This window comes from Streptomyces sp. NPDC001568, assembly GCF_042893755.1.
Lineage (GTDB): Bacteria > Actinomycetota > Actinomycetes > Streptomycetales > Streptomycetaceae > Streptomyces.
Genome location: NZ_JBIAVF010000003.1, coordinates 178,759 through 194,735, shown reverse-complemented (window position 1 = coordinate 194,735; position 15,977 = coordinate 178,759). Strand labels below are relative to the sequence as shown.

Below are 15,977 nucleotides of genomic sequence, written 5' to 3'. Positions count from 1 at the left end.
CCCGCGGTGGGGGCGCCGGCCCCGTAGGTCGGCGGGGGGCGGGGCGGCCCGACCGGCCCCCCCGCCCCCCGCCCGGGTCAGCCGACGACGGCCCGGGCGACGTCCGCGAGGGTGCCCCGTGCGCCCTCCCCGGCGCCCACCCGGTCGTCCTCCCCCTCCCGCCCCTCCCGCTCCTCCCGCTCGGCCATTCGGATCACGCACACGGCGACCGCGATCAGCAGGGCGGCGTCCGCGTCCTCCCGGATCACGTCGACGGCGTACGTCTCGCGGATCCGGTACCACTGGCGCGAGACCAGCGCCAGCAGCTCGCCCGCGTACTCGATCTTGAACTCGCGCCCCGCGATCCGGCCGCTGACGTCGAGCTCCGTCCCCTCGACCAGCGTCACGCGGTGATGGTGGCGCAGCAGCGAGAGCCGCTTGCGGCGGATGACGGCGAGCCGCTGGTCGTCGCGCTCCAGCGTCATCGCGTCGCGCAGCGAGAAGAACTTCTCCCGCAGGGTGATCAGGATCCGCCCGTCGGGGTCCTTCAGCTCCAGGGTGTCGCGCAGCCGCAGCGCCTTCCCGTCGACGAGGAAGGCCTGCCGGCCGTCCTCGTCCTCGATCCAGTAGTCGTCGCCGATCGCGAGCACTTTGTCCCGTACGAGGTATTTCATGCGGTCATCGGTGCCCGCGATAGGTTGCCGCCATGCCTCTCCTCTATGTGACCGACCTGGCGTACCCGGCCCGTGGCCGCCGCTACGGCGACGAGGACACGTTCCTCACCTCCCGGCTCCGCGAGCACTTCCCCCTCGCCCTGTGCCACCCGCTGGACGCGGCGGCCCTGATGGGCGGCTTCGACGCCGTCGTGGTCCGCAACAGCGGGCCCGTCCTGCACTACCAGCAGGCGTACGACGCCTTCCGGACGGCCGCCCTCGCCACCGGGACCCGCGTGTACAACCCGCTCGTCGGGCGCGGCGACATGGCCGGCAAGCAGTACCTCCTGGACCTCACCGCCGCCGGCTTCCCGGTCATCCCGACCGTCGACGACCCCGCCGACCTGCACCTGCTGCCCGAGGTGCCCGTGTACGCGGTCAAGCCCAAGCAGGGCGCCGACTCCATCGGCCTCACCTTCACCGCGCACCCGACCGGCCCGGCGGGCGAGGTGCTGATCCAGCCCCGGATCGACTTCGCGTACGAGGTGTCCTTCTACTACGTCGACGACGCCTTCCAGTACGCCCTGCACGCCCCCGACCCGGCACGCCGCTGGGACCTCGTCCCCTACGCGCCCACCGACGAGGACCTGGCCTTCGCGAGCCGCTTCATCGCCTGGAACACCCTCACGCACGGCATCCAACGCGTGGACGCCTGCCGGGCCCCCTCCGGGGAACTCCTCCTCGTGGAACTGGAGGACCTGAACCCGTACCTCTCCCTGGACCTCCTCCCGGAACCGGTCCGGGACGCGTTCGTCACGTCCCTGGTCGCCTCCCTGAAGTCCTTCCTGGCATCGGCCCCACCGACGCCCGCGCCGTAGGGGCTGCCCCCGCCCACCCGCCTCACGGCGCTCTTCGCACGGCCGTGACGGGCGCTTCACGACCGGATGGCAAGCTTGAAGGATGAACGATGCTGCCCCGGCGCCCACCCCCGCGCCCGCGCCCCGCCGACGTGCCCGTGTTCGTGCCCCCGAGCTGATCGGCAAGGGCGGCTGGCTGAACACCGGCGGCAAGGATCTGACCCTGGCCGACTTCCGAGGTCGCGTATTGATCTTGGATTTTTGGACCTTCTGCTGCATCAACTGCCTGCACGTCCTCGACGAGCTCCGTGAGCTGGAGGAGAAGCACCGGGACACCGTCGTCATCGTCGGCGTGCACTCGCCGAAGTTCGTCCACGAGGCCGATCACGCGGCCGTGGTCGACGCCGTCGAGCGGTACGAGGTCCACCACCCGGTGCTCGACGACCCCGAGCTCGCCACCTGGAAGCAGTACGCCGTGCGGGCCTGGCCCACGCTCGTCGTCATCGACCCCGAGGGGTACGTCGTCGCCCAGCACGCCGGCGAGGGCCACGCCCACGCCATCGAGCGGTTGGTCGAGGAGCTGGAGGCCGAGCACGAGGCCAAGGGGACGCTGCGGCGCGGCGACGGGCCCTACGTGGCCCCCGAGCCGGTCGCGACCGACCTGCGCTTCCCCGGCAAGGCGCTGCTCCTGCCCTCGGGGAACCTCCTGGTGTCGGACTCCACCCGGCACCAGCTCGTCGAGCTCGCTCCGGACGGGGAGGGTGTCGTGCGCCGCGTCGGCAGCGGTTCGCGCGGCTTCACCCCCGAGAGCTTCAGCGAGCCGCAGGGCCTGACGCTGCTGCCCGACGGCCGGGTCGTCGTCGCCGACACCGTCAACCACGCGCTGCGCACCTTCGACCCGGTCACCGGGGCCGTCGAGACCGTCGCCGGGACGGGCCGCCAGTGGTGGCAGGGCTCGCCGACCTCGGGCCCGGCCCTGGAGGTCGACCTGTCCTCGCCCTGGGACGTCGCCTGGTGGCAGGGCAAGGTGTGGATCGCCATGGCCGGCGTGCACCAGCTGTGGACGTGGGACCCGGCGACCGGCTCCGTCGCGGTCGCGGCCGGGACCACCAACGAGGGCCTCGTCGACGGTCCGGCCGCCGAGGCCTGGTTCGCCCAGCCGTCGGGGCTCGCGGCCGCCGGGGACCGGCTGTGGATCGCCGACTCCGAGACCAGCGCCCTGCGGTACGTCCAAGCCCCGACGGACGGCCCGACGGACGGCCCGGCCGACGGGTACGCCATCGTCACCGCCGTCGGCAGCGGCCTGTTCGACTTCGGCCACCGCGACGGCGACGCCGCCCAGGCCCTGCTCCAGCACCCGCTCGGCGTCACCGCCCTGCCGGACGGCTCGGTCGCGGTCTGCGACACGTACAACCACGCGCTGCGCCGCTACGACCCCGCCACCGGGCAGGTCTCCACGCTCGCCACCGATCTGCGCGAGCCGAGCGACGCGGTGCTCGTCGGCGAGGACATCGTCGTCGTGGAGTCCGCCCGGCACCGGCTGACCCGCCTGCGCCTGCCCGAGGAGGCCGTACGGGTCGACGCGGTCGCCCACCGCACCCGGCGGGCCGCCACCGAGGTCGCCCCGGGCACGCTGCGCCTCGACGTGGTCTTCCAGGCCCCGGCCGGCCAGAAGCTCGACACCCGCTACGGCCCCTCGACCCGGCTGCTGGTCTCCTCGACCCCGCCGGAACTCCTCCTCGCGGGCGAGGGCCGGGGCACGGACCTGTTCCGCGACCTGGAACTGAACCCGGCGGTCCCCGAGGGCGTGCTGCACGTCTCGGCGATGGCCGCGTCCTGCGACGACGACCCGGCGAACGAGTACCCGGCCTGCCACGTCCACCAGCAGGACTGGGGCGTCCCCGTCCGCCTCGTCCCGGACGCAGCGACCCGCCTCCCCCTGGTCCTGGCGGGCCTGGACGCGGAGTAGCGCGGACCGGCAAGGACGCAACGGCACCCCCGGAACACCGAAACCCCCGGCCCGCCTCGCGCGGTCCGGGGGTTTCTGCCGACCGGCCGGTCGGTCAGCCCTGGAGGAAGGACAGCAGGGCGTTCGCGAGGAGGTAGGGGTCGTCGGCGCCGCAGAGTTCGCGGGCGCTGTGCATCGACAGGATGGCCACGCCGATGTCGACGGTCTGGATGCCGTGACGGGCGGCGGTGATCGGGCCGATCGTCGTGCCGCACGGCATCGAGTTGTTGGAGACGAACGTCTGCCACGGCACGCCGGCCCGCTCGCAGGCGCCGGCGAAGACCGCGCGTCCGCTGCCGTCGGTCGCGTACCGCTGGTTGACGTTGACCTTCAGGATCGGGCCGCCGTTGGCGCGCGGGTGGTGCGAAGGGTCGTGCCGTTCCGCGTAGTTGGGGTGGACGGCGTGTCCGGTGTCGGAGGACAGGCAGATGGTGCCGGCGAAGGCGCGGGCCCGGTCCTCGTAGGTGCCGCCGCGCGAGAAGACTGAACGTTCCAGCACGTTGCCCAGGAGCGGGCCGTCGGCGCCGGTGTCCGACTGGGAGCCGTTCTCCTCGTGGTCGAAGGCGGCCAGCACCGGGATGTGGTCGAGCTTGTCGGCGGTGGAGACGGCGGCGAGCGCCGCGACGCCCGCGTGCACCGACAGCAGGTTGTCCATCCGCGGTCCGGCGAGGAGTTCGCGGTCGCGGCCCAGGTAGGCGGGCGGCTCGATCGAGTGGACCATCAGGTCCCAGCCGGCCACCGAGCCCTGCTCCAGGCCCTCTTCCTCTTCGAGGAAGGCGATCAGGTCGCCCTCGCGGGCGTCGCCCAGCCCCCAGATCGGCTGCATGTGCCGCTGCTTGTCCAGCTTCAGGCCGTCGGTGTTCACCGACCGGTCCAGGTGGACGGCGAGTTGGGGGACGCGCAGCAGCGCGCGGTCGATGTTGACGAGGCGTTCGGTGCCGTCGCGCAGCGTCAACCGACCGGCCAGGCCGAGGTCCCGGTCCAGCCAGGTGTTGAGCAGCGTGCCGCCGTAGATCTCGACGGCGACCTGCCGCCAGCCCTGCGAGCCGGTGTCCGGGACCGGCTTGACCCGCAGGTTGGGGGAGTCGGTGTGCGCGCCGACGATCCGGAAGGGAGTGTGCGCCGCCGCGCCCTCGGGCACGTACCAGGCGATGAGGGCGCCCCCGCGGAGTACGAACCTGCCACCCGTGCCCGAGTCCCAGGCATCCGATTCCGACAACTGCCTGAAGCCCGCCTTCTCCAGCCGCTCGGCCGCGTTGGCCACGGCGTGGTACGGCGACGGACTGGCCGTCAGGAAGGTCATCAGATCGTCGGTGTGTCCGCGGTCGAAGCGGGCGGGAGAGGTCATGTGGTTCACCTTAACGACGGTCGTGTTCGCCATTGGCCGGACTGCGGCGGATAGCGGAAGGGTCGAGGACGGCGGGGTGTGTGGCCCGTGGTCCCTTCGCGATCAGCCCGGCGGACGCTCGAATCTGCGCTGCAACTGCCTGCGCTCGCCCCGCCGGATGCGCGGGAGCATCTCGGAGGTCTGCGCGGGGCGCTGCGCGCGTCTCTTGCGTCCGGCGCAGAAGATACAGGCCTCGCCGGGAGGAGCATCGGGGTCGATCGGCGCGCCGGGGTGCTCGGAGCATCCCGACGCGTTGCGGGGGCGGGACAGTTCGCGGGCCACGATGAAGGCGCGGTGCAGGTCGTCGGCGATGCGCACGAAGTCCTGGTCGTCCGAGCCGAGGGTCAGGTGGAAGCGCTGCTCGTCGACGACGCGCAGGTAGTGGCGCAGGACGTCCAGGCCGTACGGGGGCTCGGGCACGGGGTAGCCGAGCCGGCGTTGTTCCCCGGCGGCCGGTCCGGCGGCGCGGGCGCCCTGGATGCGGCGTCCGAGGCGGCGGCGGTCGTTGCAGATGAGGCAGCGGCCCCAGCCGTCCGGTGCCTCGGGGTCGAGCGCGCCGTTGGGATGTTCGGGGCACCCGGTGTAGCTCTTGGCGGGGGCGAGGCCGGCGGCCGTCCGGAAGGCCAGGTAGAGGGCGTCGGCCACGGGCTCGTACTCGGCGGGGTGGGCGCCGTCGTAGAGCTCCGTGACGCGGTCGCCGAGGGCGCCCACATTCGCCTGCAGCTCCTTGAGGGCGTACGGGCGCCCGGTGGGGACGGAATACCCCCTGCTGCTGTGCTGCTCCTGTGGGCTCATGTCTACGAGCGTGCCACGAACCGCCGACAAGAGTGGCCGGACCCCCGGCAGGGAGGTCCGGCCACTGTGCGCACGCGCGGGGCGTACGAGCCGATCGGCGGGGCGCGGTGCCTTAGAAGGCGGCCTCGTCGAGGTCCATCAGGGAGTTGTCGACGAGCTCGGCCAGCCGGCGCTGGACGGAGACGTTCGGCAGCACCTCGGCGGCGAAGAACTTCGCGGCGGCGATCTTGCCCGTGTAGAAGGGCACGTCCTTCGCGGAGGCGCCGGCGATCTTCTCGGCGGCCACGGCCGCGCCCTTGAGCAGCAGGTATCCGACGACGACGTCACCGGAGGCCATCAGCAGGCGGGTGGTGTTCTGGCCGACCTTGTAGATGTTCTTGACGTCCTCGCCGGTTGCGGTGAGGTCGACGATCATCTGGCCGACGATCCCTTCGAGGTCCACGGCGGCCTTGGCGAGGGCGTCGCGGGCGGGGGCCAGGTCGTCGCCGCCGACGGCTTCGGCGAGGAACTTCTTGATCGTCTCGGAGAGGACGTTCAGCGAGGCGCCCTGGTCGCGGACGATCTTCCGGAAGAAGAAGTCCTGACCCTGGATCGCCGTGGTGCCCTCGTAGAGGGTGTCGATCTTGGCGTCGCGGATGTACTGCTCGATCGGGTATTCCTGGAGGTAACCGGAACCACCGAAGGTCTGCAGCGACTGGGCGAGCTGCTCGTAGGACTTCTCCGAGCCGTAGCCCTTGACGATCGGCAGGAGCAGGTCGTTCAGACCGATCTCGGCGGAGGCGTCCTCGCCGGCGGCCTGCTTGAACTGGATCTCGTCCTGCACGGAGGCCGTGTAGAGCACCAGGGCGCGCATGCCCTCGGCGTAGGCCTTCTGCGTCATGAGCGAGCGGCGTACGTCGGGGTGGTGCGTGATGGTGACCTTGGGCGCCGTCTTGTCCATGAAGTTGGCCAGGTCCGGGCCCTGCACGCGCTCCTTGGCGTACTCCAGCGCGTTGAGGTAGCCGGTGGAGAGGGTGGCGATGGCCTTCGTGCCGACCATCATCCGGGCGAACTCGATGATCATGAACATCTGGCGGATGCCGTCGTGCTTGTCGCCGATCAGCCAGCCCTTGGCGGGGTGCTGGTCGCCGAAGGTCATCTCGCACGTGTTGGACGCCTTGAGGCCCATCTTGTGCTCGACGTTGGTGGCGTAGACGCCGTTGCGCTCGCCCAGCTCGCCGGTCTCCCAGTCGAAGTGGAACTTCGGGACGAGGAAGAGCGACAGGCCCTTGGTGCCCGGGCCGTGGCCCTCGGGGCGGGCGAGGACGTAGTGGAGGATGTTCTCCTCCATGTCGTGCTCACCGGAGGTGATGAAGCGCTTCACGCCCTCGATGTGCCAGGAACCGTCGGCCTGCTCGACGGCCTTGGTGCGGCCGGCGCCGACGTCCGAACCGGCGTCCGGCTCGGTGAGGACCATCGTGGAGCCCCAGCGCTTCTCGACGGCGATCTCGGCGACCTTCTTCTGCGCCTCGTTGCCCTCCTCGAAGAGGATGCCGGCGAACGCCGGGCCCGAGGAGTACATCCACACGGCCGGGTTCGCACCGAGGATCGTCTCCGCGAACGCCCAGATCAGGGAGCGGGGCGAGGTGGTGCCGCCGATCTCCTCGGGCAGGCCCAGACGCCAGTACTCGGAGTCCATGAAGGCCTTGTAGCTCTTCTTGAAGGACGCCGGGACGGGCGCGGTGTTCGTGGTGGGGTCGAAGACCGGCGGGTTGCGGTCGGCGTCCTCGAAGGAGGCGGCCAGCTCGTTCTCGGAGAGCTTGGTCATCTCGCTGAGGATGGTCCGCGCGGTGTCGGTGTCCATCTCGCCGAACGGGCCGGTGCCGTACAGCTTGTCGCGTCCGAGCACCTCGAAGAGGTTGAACTCGATGTCGCGGAGATTCGACTTGTAGTGCCCCATGGCGACGGCTCCGTTAAGGCTCGGTGAGACGGGTTCCTCGTGCATACCACTCGGTAACAACATGATGCTACCCGTCGGTAATAAGGGCAACCCTTCTGCGGCGACTGTGACCAGGGTCAAGCCGACCGAACCGGCGCCGGTGGAGCGCCGCCGGAGGCCCCGGCCCGCCCCCGGCCCGCCCGCAGGCCTCAGGCGACGCCCTCCCGGGCCCGCGGCGGCTCCGGGAACGCCAGGCGCGGCGAGCCGCCCGCCCACCACACGCCGATCACGAACGCCGCCGTGGCCTCCACGTACGCGGCCCGGTCCAGCCCGCCCGCCGGCATCGGGCTCCACCCCATCCCGGTGATCAACTCGCCGACGTGCCCGGCGGCCTCCGCGTCGTCCGCGCAGAACGGCACCGCGGGCGGGACCTCGCCGAAGCAGTCCGCCGGCCGGTCCCACATGCTCGCGTGGGCCAGGTTGAAGGCCTTCACCACCCGCGCGCCGGGCGCCGCGGCCGCGATCAGGCCCGCCACGCTCTCCCCGGGCCCGGTGGTCAGCATCACCCCGCCAGGGCCCGGATCCAGCGCGTTCGCGCAGTCCACGACCGTCCGCCCGGCCAACGCCCCGGCGTGCTCACGGGCCAGTTCCGGGGCCACCCCCGCCGGCACCGCGAGCAGCGCCACCTCCCCGTACCCGGCCGCCGCCGCGGGCGTCCCGTGGCCGGCCGCCCCGATCCGCCCGGCGAGCGCCCGGGCGGCCGCGCCGTCCCGACCGCCGACGAACACCTCGTGGCCGGCCCGCACCCAAGCCCCGCCCAGGGCCTCCGCCATCGCTCCCGTACCCATCACGCCGATCCGCATCGCCGCGCACCCCTTCCGTTCCCGATCCTGCTTCCGGTGGCCGAGGCTACGGAGGCCGATGCGCACCGTCCGGTGTCCATCGGCGCGGGCAGGATGGCGGCATGGAGAAGCTCCCCGATCCGGCCGCGGGCCTGCCGGACCTCGCGTACACGGCGGACTGCCGGGCACGCGTCGCCTTCGAGGTACTGGCCAACCGGTGGGACAGCGTCGTGGTGTTCACGCTCGGCGCGACCGGCCCGATGCGGCCGCGCGCGCTGCTCGCGCGGATCGGCGGGATCGGCCCGAAGGTTCTCAACGAGGCCCTGCGGCGGCTGGAGCGCAACGGCCTGGTGGAACGCCGGCCGTACGCCGAGGCCCCGCCGCGCGTGGACTACGCCCTGACCGAGGCCGGCACGGCGCTGCTCACGCCGATGCGGGCGATGGGCACCTGGGCCGCCCGGTACGCGGACGACGTCCTCGACGCCCAGGACCGGTACGTGGGGCGCGCCGACGGGGGTTAGGGCCCCGTCGGCCCTAGGGGTTCGCCAGCTCCGCCCAGACGGTCTTCCCGCCGGTCGGCCCGGCGTGGACGCCCCACCGGGTGGCGACGGCGTCGAGGACCGCGAGCCCCCGACCGGACTCGTCCGTGTCGGTGGCCCGCCGCAGGACCGGCCACACGCGCGGATCGGGGTCGCTGACCTCGACCCGGGTGCGGCCGTCGGGGGTGCGGGTGACGGCGAGGGACACGGGGGTGCCCTCGCCGACGTGCACGATCACGTTGCCGACCAGCTCGCTCACGCAGAGCTGGAGGTCGTGGCAGGGCGCGTCCAGGTGCGCCCGCACGGCCCGCCGCAGCGCGGACACCTCCTCGGGCAGCGCGAGCAGCCCGGCGCGGAACGGCCTCACCGTCCCACGGCCCGGTTCAGGACGGCGCTGAGCCGTCGGGCGGTGGCCGGGTTGCAGTTGCCGAGGCTGATCAGGGGCGGCGTCCGGTAGCTGCCGGCGTACGAGGGGAGGTGCAGGTCGAGGGAGGGCAGGGTGATCCCGTGCGCGGTGAGGGCGGCGCGCAGTGCGGTGAGGGCCTCGGCCGCGATGCGGTCGTTGGCGTGGTCGCTCATGGGGGACTTCCGTTCCGGTGCGGAGTGTGACGAAGCCCTCACAGGCTGGTGCGCCGCCGCGTACCGTGGGAAGGGTTTGGGGTTCCACGGCGCGGAGTGTGGAAGGCAGGCGAGGGTGGCCGCACGCAAGGAGATCGACGGCTCGGCGAGCGTCCCGGCGTTCTACGGCAAGGAGTTGCGCTGGAAGCGGGAGACGGCGGGGCTGACGCTCGCGCAGACGGTGGAAGACGTCTTCTACAGCGTGAGCTACCTGAGCGAGATCGAACGCGGGCATCGGCGCATGCCGTTGGACCTGGCACGGCACGTGGATCGGCTGCTCAAGACCGACGGGTTCTTCGCGCGGCGCTGTGACGACGTGCGCAATGCGCGTGCCAATCAGTACGCGCCGTATTTCGCGGACGCGGTCGAAATGGAGGCGCATGCGCGGGACATCGAGGAATGGTGCCCCATGTTGATCCCGGGCGTATTGCAGTTGGAGCCGTACATCCGGGAACTCATCCACGCCTTCAACCCCAAGGACGACGAGGCGACGGTCCAGCGAAAGGTCGATGCACGACGTGCCCGCGCCTGGGCCATCGAAGAGCCCGAAGGGCCGGTGTCATGGGTCGTTTTCCACGAGTCGGTTCTCCGGGAACCCGTCGTCGGGGACCAAGCGATGGCGGAACAACTGGCCCACGTGGCGGTTGTCGCGCGCCAACGTCGCTACGTTCCACAAATCCTTCCGTGTGACATCGGGGCGCATCCATTCATGATGGGATCGACGTTCCTCATGAGCTTTAGCGACGCCCCTCCGGTCATGTACACGGAGGGCATGTACAGCGGCCAGATCATCGATGATCCGGGCATAGTGACGAAGTACCAGCAGGCATACAACCGCCTCAGGGCAACCGCCCTGCCGCCTGAGGTGTCCCTGAAAATGATCGAGGCGGCAGCGGAGGACTTCGGAAATGGCAACCATGCACGTCGACGTGAGCGCCGCCGCCTGGCGCAGGAGCAGCTACACCACCGCGGATGAAGGCCTCTGCGTCGAGGTGGGCGACGGTCTGGAGGGACTCGTTCCCGTCCGGGACTCCAAGCGTCCCGGCGGCCCCGCCGTGATCGTCACCGCCGCCGCCTGGGTGCCGTTCGTGCGGGCCCTCGTGGACGGGGAACTCGTCGGCTGAGGCACGGCCCCCACCCCCACCCCCGGAAGGACTGGCCGGTACCCGCCGGTACGGGGTCGGCCGCTCGATAGGGTGGGCCGCATGTACGGCTACGACCAGAATCCGGGCGCCCAGCAGCAGGGCTACGCGCAGCAGCCCCCGCCCCAGCAGGGCTACGCGCAGGCGCCGCTGTACCCGGAGCCGTCGCCACCCTCCCTCGCGGACGCGGTCAGGGCCTTCACCACGGGGTCGCTGTCCGCCGAGGACTTCCAGCAGATCTTCGCCACCTCGAAGGTCTACTGCCCGCGCGGCGAGACCCCGGGGTTCCTGGCCCTGCACAACACGCAGCAGCCGGTGATCCCGATGTTCACCACGCTCAAGGAACTGCGCCGGTACGCCGGCAAGGAGTCCAAGTACTTCGTGATCACCGGCGCCGAGGTGATCGACCTGCTGCCCACCGGCTACGGCTTCGTCCTCGACATGGAGGGCGACCACCGGATGGTGTTCGACGCGAAGGCGGTCGAGCAGATGGTCGACTTCGCCATGCGCCGCATGTACGGCTAGGCACGGCTGGGCAACCGGCGGGGGCCGACGGGGGCGGGGGCGGGCGGATGCTGAGGGTGCACTTCACGGCCGAGGACCTGTTCGACGTCACGTTCGCGACCGAGCCGCTCCCGCTCGTCGAACTCGCGCTGGCCCTCGTCGCCTGGCAGCGCACCGACGAGCCCGCCGTGTTCGGCCGCTGGCGCGGCAGCGTCTCGCGCGAGCTGCCCGCCCGGGCGCGGCCCCTGCTGGACCTGTTGCGCCCCGACGGGGACAACCCGCCGTTCGTCGAGCCGTACGCCGCCGACCTGGAGGAGGGCCTCGCGGCGGTACGGGACGCCGGGTCGCTCCTCACCCCGGACCAGCTGCGCCGGGCGGCCGTCCGGGCCCCCGGGCCCGCCTCCTGGCTGCGCGCGCTCTGGGACCAGGACGGGGAGGCCTGGGACGTACTGGACGGGGCCCTGCGGGCCGCCCACGAGACGGTCGTCGCCCCGCAGTGGACGCGGATCCGGCAGTCCTTCCGCGCCGACGTCGCCTGGCGGACCCGGCTGCTGGCCGGGCACGGCATCAGGGCCTGCCTGGCGAGCATCCACCCCCGGGCGGCCTGGTCCGGCACCGTCTTCGAGGTGGGGTTGCCGCCCGACTACGAGGTCCGGCTCGGCGGGCGCGGACTGGTGCTCATGCCCTCGGTGTTCTGGACGGGCCGGCCGCTGCTCGCCGGTCGCCCGGACGGCTCGCACGTCCTGATGTACCCGGCGCTGACCCCGCTGCCGCTGGCCGCGCCCGGAACCGGCGGGGGCGCGCTGGACGCCCTCCTCGGGCGGACCCGGGCGGCCGTCCTCCAGTCGCTGCTGGAGCGGCGTACGACCAGCGAGGTGGCCCGGGACCTCGCGATCAGCCTCCCCTCGGTCTCCGAGCACACCCGCACGCTGCGCGCCGCCGGGCTGATCACCACGGAACGCGACGGCAGGGCCGTCCTGCACTCGGCGACGGTCCTCGGCGTGGACCTGCTGCGCAGCGGCGGCTGAAGCATTCGGTCACCGCCGAAAGGTTCGCGGCGGCGGCCGGGCGGGGTCGAACATCGGTGCTGCGGGAGTGCGGCGCCGGGTACGGGGGTCCCGGCGGCCGCACGGCCCCGCCCCGGCGCCGACGTCAGGTCCGGTCGGGACCGTGGCGGTGGTGGGTCACCGCCGCCACGGCGCACCAGGCGAGGGCGACCGCCACCGCGGCCGCGACCCCCGCGGCCAGGACCGGCGCCTGCGGGCGGAAGCCGAGCGCGAGCCGGGTCCCGAGGAACACGAGGACGAAGCCGACGCGGCCGGGGGCGTACACGGGGATGCGCGCGGCCGTGCCGCGCAGCAGCGCGCAGGCGACGAGTCCGGCGCCGAGGCACCAGGCGAGGAGGCCCCACGGGGAGCCGGGGGCCGCGCTCGGAATGCCGTACTCCGCCGGCCCCAGGCGGAAGGCCGCAGCGATCCAACCGGCCGCCACCGCGCCGACGGCCATCCCCACCACCCACAGGGCGTGCCGCCACAGGGGCCCCTGCCTGCGGGTTTCCTCCGGAACGCCGTCGCCGGAGACGTCGTCATAAGTGAATAGGTTGCTCACGTCCGGTAGGACGCGCCCCCGGGCGCAAGGGTTGGCGCGGCGCGGGAATTATCCCGACGCACCTCCCGTTGTGGCCGGGTGTGGCAGAAAGTTCGAGTTTCAACTAAACTCGACGCAGAAGGAGGTCCTGACCATGCCCGCAGTGACTGTTGAGAACCCGTTGACCCTTCCGCGCGTGGCCGAGCCGCAGACGGCCGCCGCCCGCAAGGTGCTGGCCGTGAGCACGGCTCCGACGGGATTCGAGGGCGAGGGGTTCCCGGTGCGCCGCGCGTTCGCCGGGATCAACTACGAGCACCTCGACCCGTTCATCATGATGGACCAGATGGGCGAGGTGGAGTACGCCCCGGGTGAGCCGAAGGGCACCCCGTGGCACCCCCACCGCGGCTTCGAGACCGTCACCTACCTGATCGACGGAACCTTCGTCCACCAGGACAGCAACGGCGGCGGCGGAGTCATCAACGGCGGTGACACGCAGTGGATGACCGCCGGGGCGGGCCTCCTGCACATCGAGGCCCCGCCGGAGTCCCTCGTCGTGTCGGGCGGTCTGTTCCACGGCCTCCAGCTGTGGGTCAACCTGCCGGCCTCCGACAAGATGATGCCCCCGCGCTACCAGGACATCGGCGGCGGCCAGGTCCAGCTGCTCACCACCCCCGACGGCGGCGGTCTGCTCCGCGTCATCGCCGGTGAGTTGGACGGACACCAGGGCCCGGGCATCACCCACACCCCGATCACGATGATCCACGCGACCGTCACCCCGGGCGCGCAGATCACCCTCCCGTGGCGCGCGGACTTCAACGCCCTCGCCTACGTCCTGGCCGGGCGCGGTTCGGTCGGCCAGGAACGGCGTCCGATCCAGAAGGGTCAGACGGCCGTCTTCGGAGAGGGCGGCTCCCTCACCATCCGGGCGGACGAGTCCCAGGACTCCAACGCGCCCGCGCTGGAGATCGTGCTGCTCGGCGGTCGCCCGATCCGGGAACCGATGGCGCACTACGGGCCGTTCGTCATGAACAGCCGGCAGGAGCTCCAGCAGGCCTTCGACGACTTCCAGGCGGGCCGGCTCGGCCGGATCCCGACGACGCAGCGCACGGGCCTCGGCCACCGCGGCGCCGGTGAGGCCGACCAGGACTGACCCCTCCGACGGGCTCCCGGCATCCCGGGAGCCCGGCCCGACCGTCAGCCGGCGGTCGGATGCGCGGCCCGGTGGTCGTCGCCGCCGAGGGTCTGGGTGGCGGCCAGGCGGGCGTACAGGCCGCCCTCGCGCAGGAGTTCGGCGTGCGTGCCCGAGGCGCTCACGCGGCCGTCCTCCAGGACGAGGATGCGGCGTGCGCCGGTCACCGTGGACAGGCGGTGGGCTATCACCAGGACGGTGGTGGTGCGCGCGATGTCCGCGATGACCTCGCGCAGCTCGCTCTCGTTGAGCGCGTCGAGCTGCGAGGTGGCCTCGTCGAGCAGCAGCAGCCGGGGGCGGCGCAGCAACGCGCGGGCGATGGCCACGCGCTGGCGCTGGCCGCCGGACAGGGCCGTGCCGCGGTGGCCTACCTCGGTGTCGAGGCCCTCGGGCAGGGCGTCGACGAGCGCGGTCAGGCGGACCTGTTCCATGACGTGCCGGAGTTCGTCCGGGCTCGCGTCCGGGGCGGCGAACATCAGGTTGTCGCGCAGGGTGCCCGCCAGGACCGGGGCGTCCTGTTCGACGTAGCCGATGGTGCGGCGCAGTGCGGCCGGGTTCCAGTCGCGCAGCTCGCGGCCGTCGACGGTGACGCTGCCGCCGTCGATGTCGTAGAAGCGCTCCAGCAGGGCGAACAGCGTGCTCTTGCCGGTGCCGGAGGGGCCGACGACGGCGGTCAGCCCGCCGGGTCGGATCTCGAAGTCGGCCCCGTCCAGGACGGGCCGGCCGTCCTCGCGGTAGCGGAAGACGACGTCCCGGAAGACGATCCCGGCGCCTCCCCCGGTGGTGTCGCCCTCGCGTGCCGTCCGTGCGTCGGGTACCTCCGCCTCCCCTTCCCCTTCTTCCGGTTCCCCTTCTTCCGGGGCGAGTTCCAGCACCTCGTGGATGCGTCGGACGGCCGCGGTGCCCACCTGGAGGCCGCTGATCCCGCTCGCCAACTGGGCGACCGGCCCCACCAGGTAGAACAGGTACAGCAGGAAGCCGATCAGCGAGGCCACGCTCATCGACCCGTTCGCGACGCGCGCCCCGCCCAGGCCCAGCACCGTCAGGAACGCCAACTGCACGACCAGGCCGCTGGAGGTGCCGGCCACCGCGCCCCAGCGGGCCGCCCGCAGGCCCGCCCGCCAGGCACCCCGCGCCGAACCCTCCAGGACGGCGCTCTCGCGCTGTTCGGCGCCGCTGGCCTTCACCGTACGGATCGCTCCGAGCAGTCGCTCCAGCCCCGAACCCAGCTCGCCGAGGGCCTCCTGGGCCTCCTTGCTCGCCCGCGCGATGCGCGGCATCACCAGGGCGGTGCACCCGCCGATGGCGAGGACGACGCCGAGCACGGCGAGGAACAGCACGACGTCGAGCCAGGCCATCAGGACCAGCATGCCGATCAGGGTGACGGAGCCGATGAGGGTGTCGACCAGGTTGTTGGTCGCCGCCTCGCGCAGCAGGGTGGTGTCGGCGGTGACCCGGGATATGAGGTCGCCGGGCGGGCGCCGGTCCAGGTCCGCGACGCGCAGCCGGGGCAGGCGGGAGATCAGCCGCCGGCGGGCGCCCAACACCACGCTCTCGGCGGCCCGTTCCACGGTGTACATGCCGAACGCGCTGGTCAGGGCCCCGCCCACGATCAGCAGGGCGAGGAGCAGCACCTGACGGGCGACGGACCCGTCGACGGCGAGCGCCTCGACGAACGACTTGGCGACCAGGGGTTGGGCGAGGCCGCTGATCCCGCCGAGCGCGCTCAGTGCGGCGCCGGCGATCAGGGCCTTGCGGTGCGGGCGGGCGTGCTCCAGCAGGGTGCGGGTCGCGCCGGGCCCGGCGGCGTCGACCGCTCGGGCGTCGGCCGTGCCTGTGTCGGCCGTGCCTGCGTCGGCCGTGCCCGTGTCGGCCGTGTCGGCCTCGACCGGGACCGCGTCGCCCGTCGCCGCGTCCGCGTCCATCGCGTCGCCCTTCGTCGTGCCGGCCTTCATCGTG

At 72.5% G+C, this 15,977-nt stretch carries 17 protein-coding genes; 8 read left to right on the top strand and 9 right to left on the bottom strand.

The annotated features are described in order from the left end of the window. Positions 1–77 precede the first annotated feature (77 nt). On the bottom strand, positions 78–653 hold the full coding sequence (locus ACFY0I_RS06680) for an LURP-one-related/scramblase family protein (RefSeq protein WP_388891122.1): 576 nt from the start codon (positions 651–653) through the stop codon (positions 78–80). Between the two features lie 32 nt (positions 654–685). Between ACFY0I_RS06680 and ACFY0I_RS06675 the strand changes: the two genes are divergently transcribed. Continuing rightward, entirely contained in the window at positions 686–1,510 is an 825-nt protein-coding gene (locus tag ACFY0I_RS06675; protein ID WP_388891120.1) for a hypothetical protein, read from the top strand. A gap of 82 nt (positions 1,511–1,592) precedes the next feature. After that, a complete protein-coding gene (locus ACFY0I_RS06670) occupies positions 1,593–3,458 on the top strand; it encodes an NHL domain-containing thioredoxin family protein (RefSeq protein WP_388891117.1) in 1,866 nt (621 codons plus the stop codon). Positions 3,459–3,552: 94 nt separating this feature from the next. On the opposite strand, the gene ACFY0I_RS06665 is transcribed toward ACFY0I_RS06670, so the two are convergent. The 4 genes from ACFY0I_RS06665 to ACFY0I_RS06650 all read right to left on the bottom strand — a co-directional run bounded on the left by ACFY0I_RS06665 (position 3,553) and on the right by ACFY0I_RS06650 (position 8,460). Then, positions 3,553–4,845 carry a M18 family aminopeptidase gene (locus ACFY0I_RS06665; protein WP_388891115.1) on the bottom strand — a complete coding sequence of 431 codons (1,293 nt, stop codon included), beginning with the start codon at positions 4,843–4,845 and terminating at the stop codon, positions 3,553–3,555. Positions 4,846–4,947: 102 nt separating this feature from the next. Beyond that, a complete protein-coding gene (locus ACFY0I_RS06660) occupies positions 4,948–5,679 on the bottom strand; it encodes a hypothetical protein (RefSeq protein ID WP_388891112.1) in 732 nt (243 codons plus the stop codon). Between the two features lie 112 nt (positions 5,680–5,791). Continuing rightward, on the bottom strand, positions 5,792–7,618 hold the full coding sequence (locus ACFY0I_RS06655; RefSeq protein ID WP_388891109.1) for an acyl-CoA dehydrogenase: 1,827 nt from the start codon (positions 7,616–7,618) through the stop codon (positions 5,792–5,794). Between the two features lie 188 nt (positions 7,619–7,806). Then, positions 7,807–8,460: an NADPH-dependent F420 reductase gene (locus ACFY0I_RS06650; RefSeq protein ID WP_388891107.1), complete on the bottom strand. Its 654-nt coding sequence runs from the start codon at positions 8,458–8,460 to the stop codon at positions 7,807–7,809. Positions 8,461–8,561: 101 nt separating this feature from the next. On the opposite strand from ACFY0I_RS06650, the gene ACFY0I_RS06645 reads away from it, so the two are divergent. Beyond that, on the top strand, positions 8,562–8,960 hold the full coding sequence (locus tag ACFY0I_RS06645) for a winged helix-turn-helix transcriptional regulator (RefSeq protein ID WP_388891104.1): 399 nt from the start codon (positions 8,562–8,564) through the stop codon (positions 8,958–8,960). A 13-nt stretch (positions 8,961–8,973) separates the two neighbouring features. Here ACFY0I_RS06645 and ACFY0I_RS06640 read toward each other — a convergent pair whose 3' ends face one another. Both ACFY0I_RS06640 and ACFY0I_RS06635 read right to left on the bottom strand, forming a co-directional pair. Further along, complete coding sequence (locus ACFY0I_RS06640; RefSeq protein WP_388891101.1) at positions 8,974–9,345, bottom strand: ATP-binding protein; 372 nt, start codon at positions 9,343–9,345, stop codon at positions 8,974–8,976. Next, the gene (locus tag ACFY0I_RS06635; RefSeq protein ID WP_388891098.1) at positions 9,342–9,557 is read right to left on the bottom strand and encodes a hypothetical protein; all 216 of its coding nucleotides are present in this window, start codon (positions 9,555–9,557) and stop codon (positions 9,342–9,344) included. Before ACFY0I_RS06635 ends, ACFY0I_RS06640 begins: the two co-directional genes overlap by 4 nt. A 115-nt stretch (positions 9,558–9,672) precedes the next feature. On the opposite strand from ACFY0I_RS06635, the gene ACFY0I_RS06630 reads away from it, so the two are divergent. The 4 genes from ACFY0I_RS06630 (at position 9,673) to ACFY0I_RS06615 (ending at position 12,270) form a co-directional block, all read left to right on the top strand. Then, positions 9,673–10,572, top strand: coding sequence for a Scr1 family TA system antitoxin-like transcriptional regulator (locus ACFY0I_RS06630; RefSeq protein ID WP_388891095.1), 900 nt, complete (start codon positions 9,673–9,675; stop codon positions 10,570–10,572). After that, entirely contained in the window at positions 10,505–10,720 is a 216-nt protein-coding gene (locus tag ACFY0I_RS06625) for a DUF397 domain-containing protein (protein WP_388891093.1), read from the top strand. Before ACFY0I_RS06630 ends, ACFY0I_RS06625 begins: the two co-directional genes overlap by 68 nt. A gap of 81 nt (positions 10,721–10,801) precedes the next feature. Beyond that, the gene (locus ACFY0I_RS06620) at positions 10,802–11,263 is read left to right on the top strand and encodes an SseB family protein (RefSeq protein ID WP_281208892.1); all 462 of its coding nucleotides are present in this window, start codon (positions 10,802–10,804) and stop codon (positions 11,261–11,263) included. A gap of 47 nt (positions 11,264–11,310) precedes the next feature. Then, entirely contained in the window at positions 11,311–12,270 is a 960-nt protein-coding gene (locus ACFY0I_RS06615) for an ArsR family transcriptional regulator (protein WP_388891090.1), read from the top strand. Positions 12,271–12,394: 124 nt separating this feature from the next. On the opposite strand, the gene ACFY0I_RS06610 is transcribed toward ACFY0I_RS06615, so the two are convergent. Continuing rightward, positions 12,395–12,850: a hypothetical protein gene (locus ACFY0I_RS06610; RefSeq protein WP_388891087.1), complete on the bottom strand. Its 456-nt coding sequence runs from the start codon at positions 12,848–12,850 to the stop codon at positions 12,395–12,397. 133 nt (positions 12,851–12,983) lie between these two features. On the opposite strand from ACFY0I_RS06610, the gene ACFY0I_RS06605 reads away from it, so the two are divergent. After that, positions 12,984–13,979: a pirin family protein gene (locus ACFY0I_RS06605; protein ID WP_388891085.1), complete on the top strand. Its 996-nt coding sequence runs from the start codon at positions 12,984–12,986 to the stop codon at positions 13,977–13,979. Positions 13,980–14,023: 44 nt separating this feature from the next. Here the strand turns inward: ACFY0I_RS06605 and ACFY0I_RS06600 are convergent, their stop codons facing one another. Further along, on the bottom strand, positions 14,024–15,973 hold the full coding sequence (locus ACFY0I_RS06600; RefSeq protein WP_388891082.1) for an ABC transporter ATP-binding protein: 1,950 nt from the start codon (positions 15,971–15,973) through the stop codon (positions 14,024–14,026). Positions 15,974–15,977 lie beyond the last annotated feature (4 nt).

Coding starts and splice junctions, on each gene's coding strand:
- ACFY0I_RS06680 (WP_388891122.1), bottom strand. CDS start 653: ATGAAATACCTCGTACGGGACAAAGTGCTCGCGATCGGCGACGACTAC.
- ACFY0I_RS06675 (WP_388891120.1), top strand. CDS start 686: ATGCCTCTCCTCTATGTGACCGACCTGGCGTACCCGGCCCGTGGCCGC.
- ACFY0I_RS06670 (WP_388891117.1), top strand. CDS start 1,593: ATGAACGATGCTGCCCCGGCGCCCACCCCCGCGCCCGCGCCCCGCCGA.
- ACFY0I_RS06665 (WP_388891115.1), bottom strand. CDS start 4,845: ATGACCTCTCCCGCCCGCTTCGACCGCGGACACACCGACGATCTGATG.
- ACFY0I_RS06660 (WP_388891112.1), bottom strand. CDS start 5,679: ATGAGCCCACAGGAGCAGCACAGCAGCAGGGGGTATTCCGTCCCCACC.
- ACFY0I_RS06655 (WP_388891109.1), bottom strand. CDS start 7,618: ATGGGGCACTACAAGTCGAATCTCCGCGACATCGAGTTCAACCTCTTC.
- ACFY0I_RS06650 (WP_388891107.1), bottom strand. CDS start 8,460: ATGCGGATCGGCGTGATGGGTACGGGAGCGATGGCGGAGGCCCTGGGC.
- ACFY0I_RS06645 (WP_388891104.1), top strand. CDS start 8,562: ATGGAGAAGCTCCCCGATCCGGCCGCGGGCCTGCCGGACCTCGCGTAC.
- ACFY0I_RS06635 (WP_388891098.1), bottom strand. CDS start 9,557: ATGAGCGACCACGCCAACGACCGCATCGCGGCCGAGGCCCTCACCGCA.
- ACFY0I_RS06625 (WP_388891093.1), top strand. CDS start 10,505: ATGGCAACCATGCACGTCGACGTGAGCGCCGCCGCCTGGCGCAGGAGC.
- ACFY0I_RS06620 (WP_281208892.1), top strand. CDS start 10,802: ATGTACGGCTACGACCAGAATCCGGGCGCCCAGCAGCAGGGCTACGCG.
- ACFY0I_RS06615 (WP_388891090.1), top strand. CDS start 11,311: ATGCTGAGGGTGCACTTCACGGCCGAGGACCTGTTCGACGTCACGTTC.
- ACFY0I_RS06605 (WP_388891085.1), top strand. CDS start 12,984: ATGCCCGCAGTGACTGTTGAGAACCCGTTGACCCTTCCGCGCGTGGCC.
- ACFY0I_RS06600 (WP_388891082.1), bottom strand. CDS start 15,973: ATGAAGGCCGGCACGACGAAGGGCGACGCGATGGACGCGGACGCGGCG.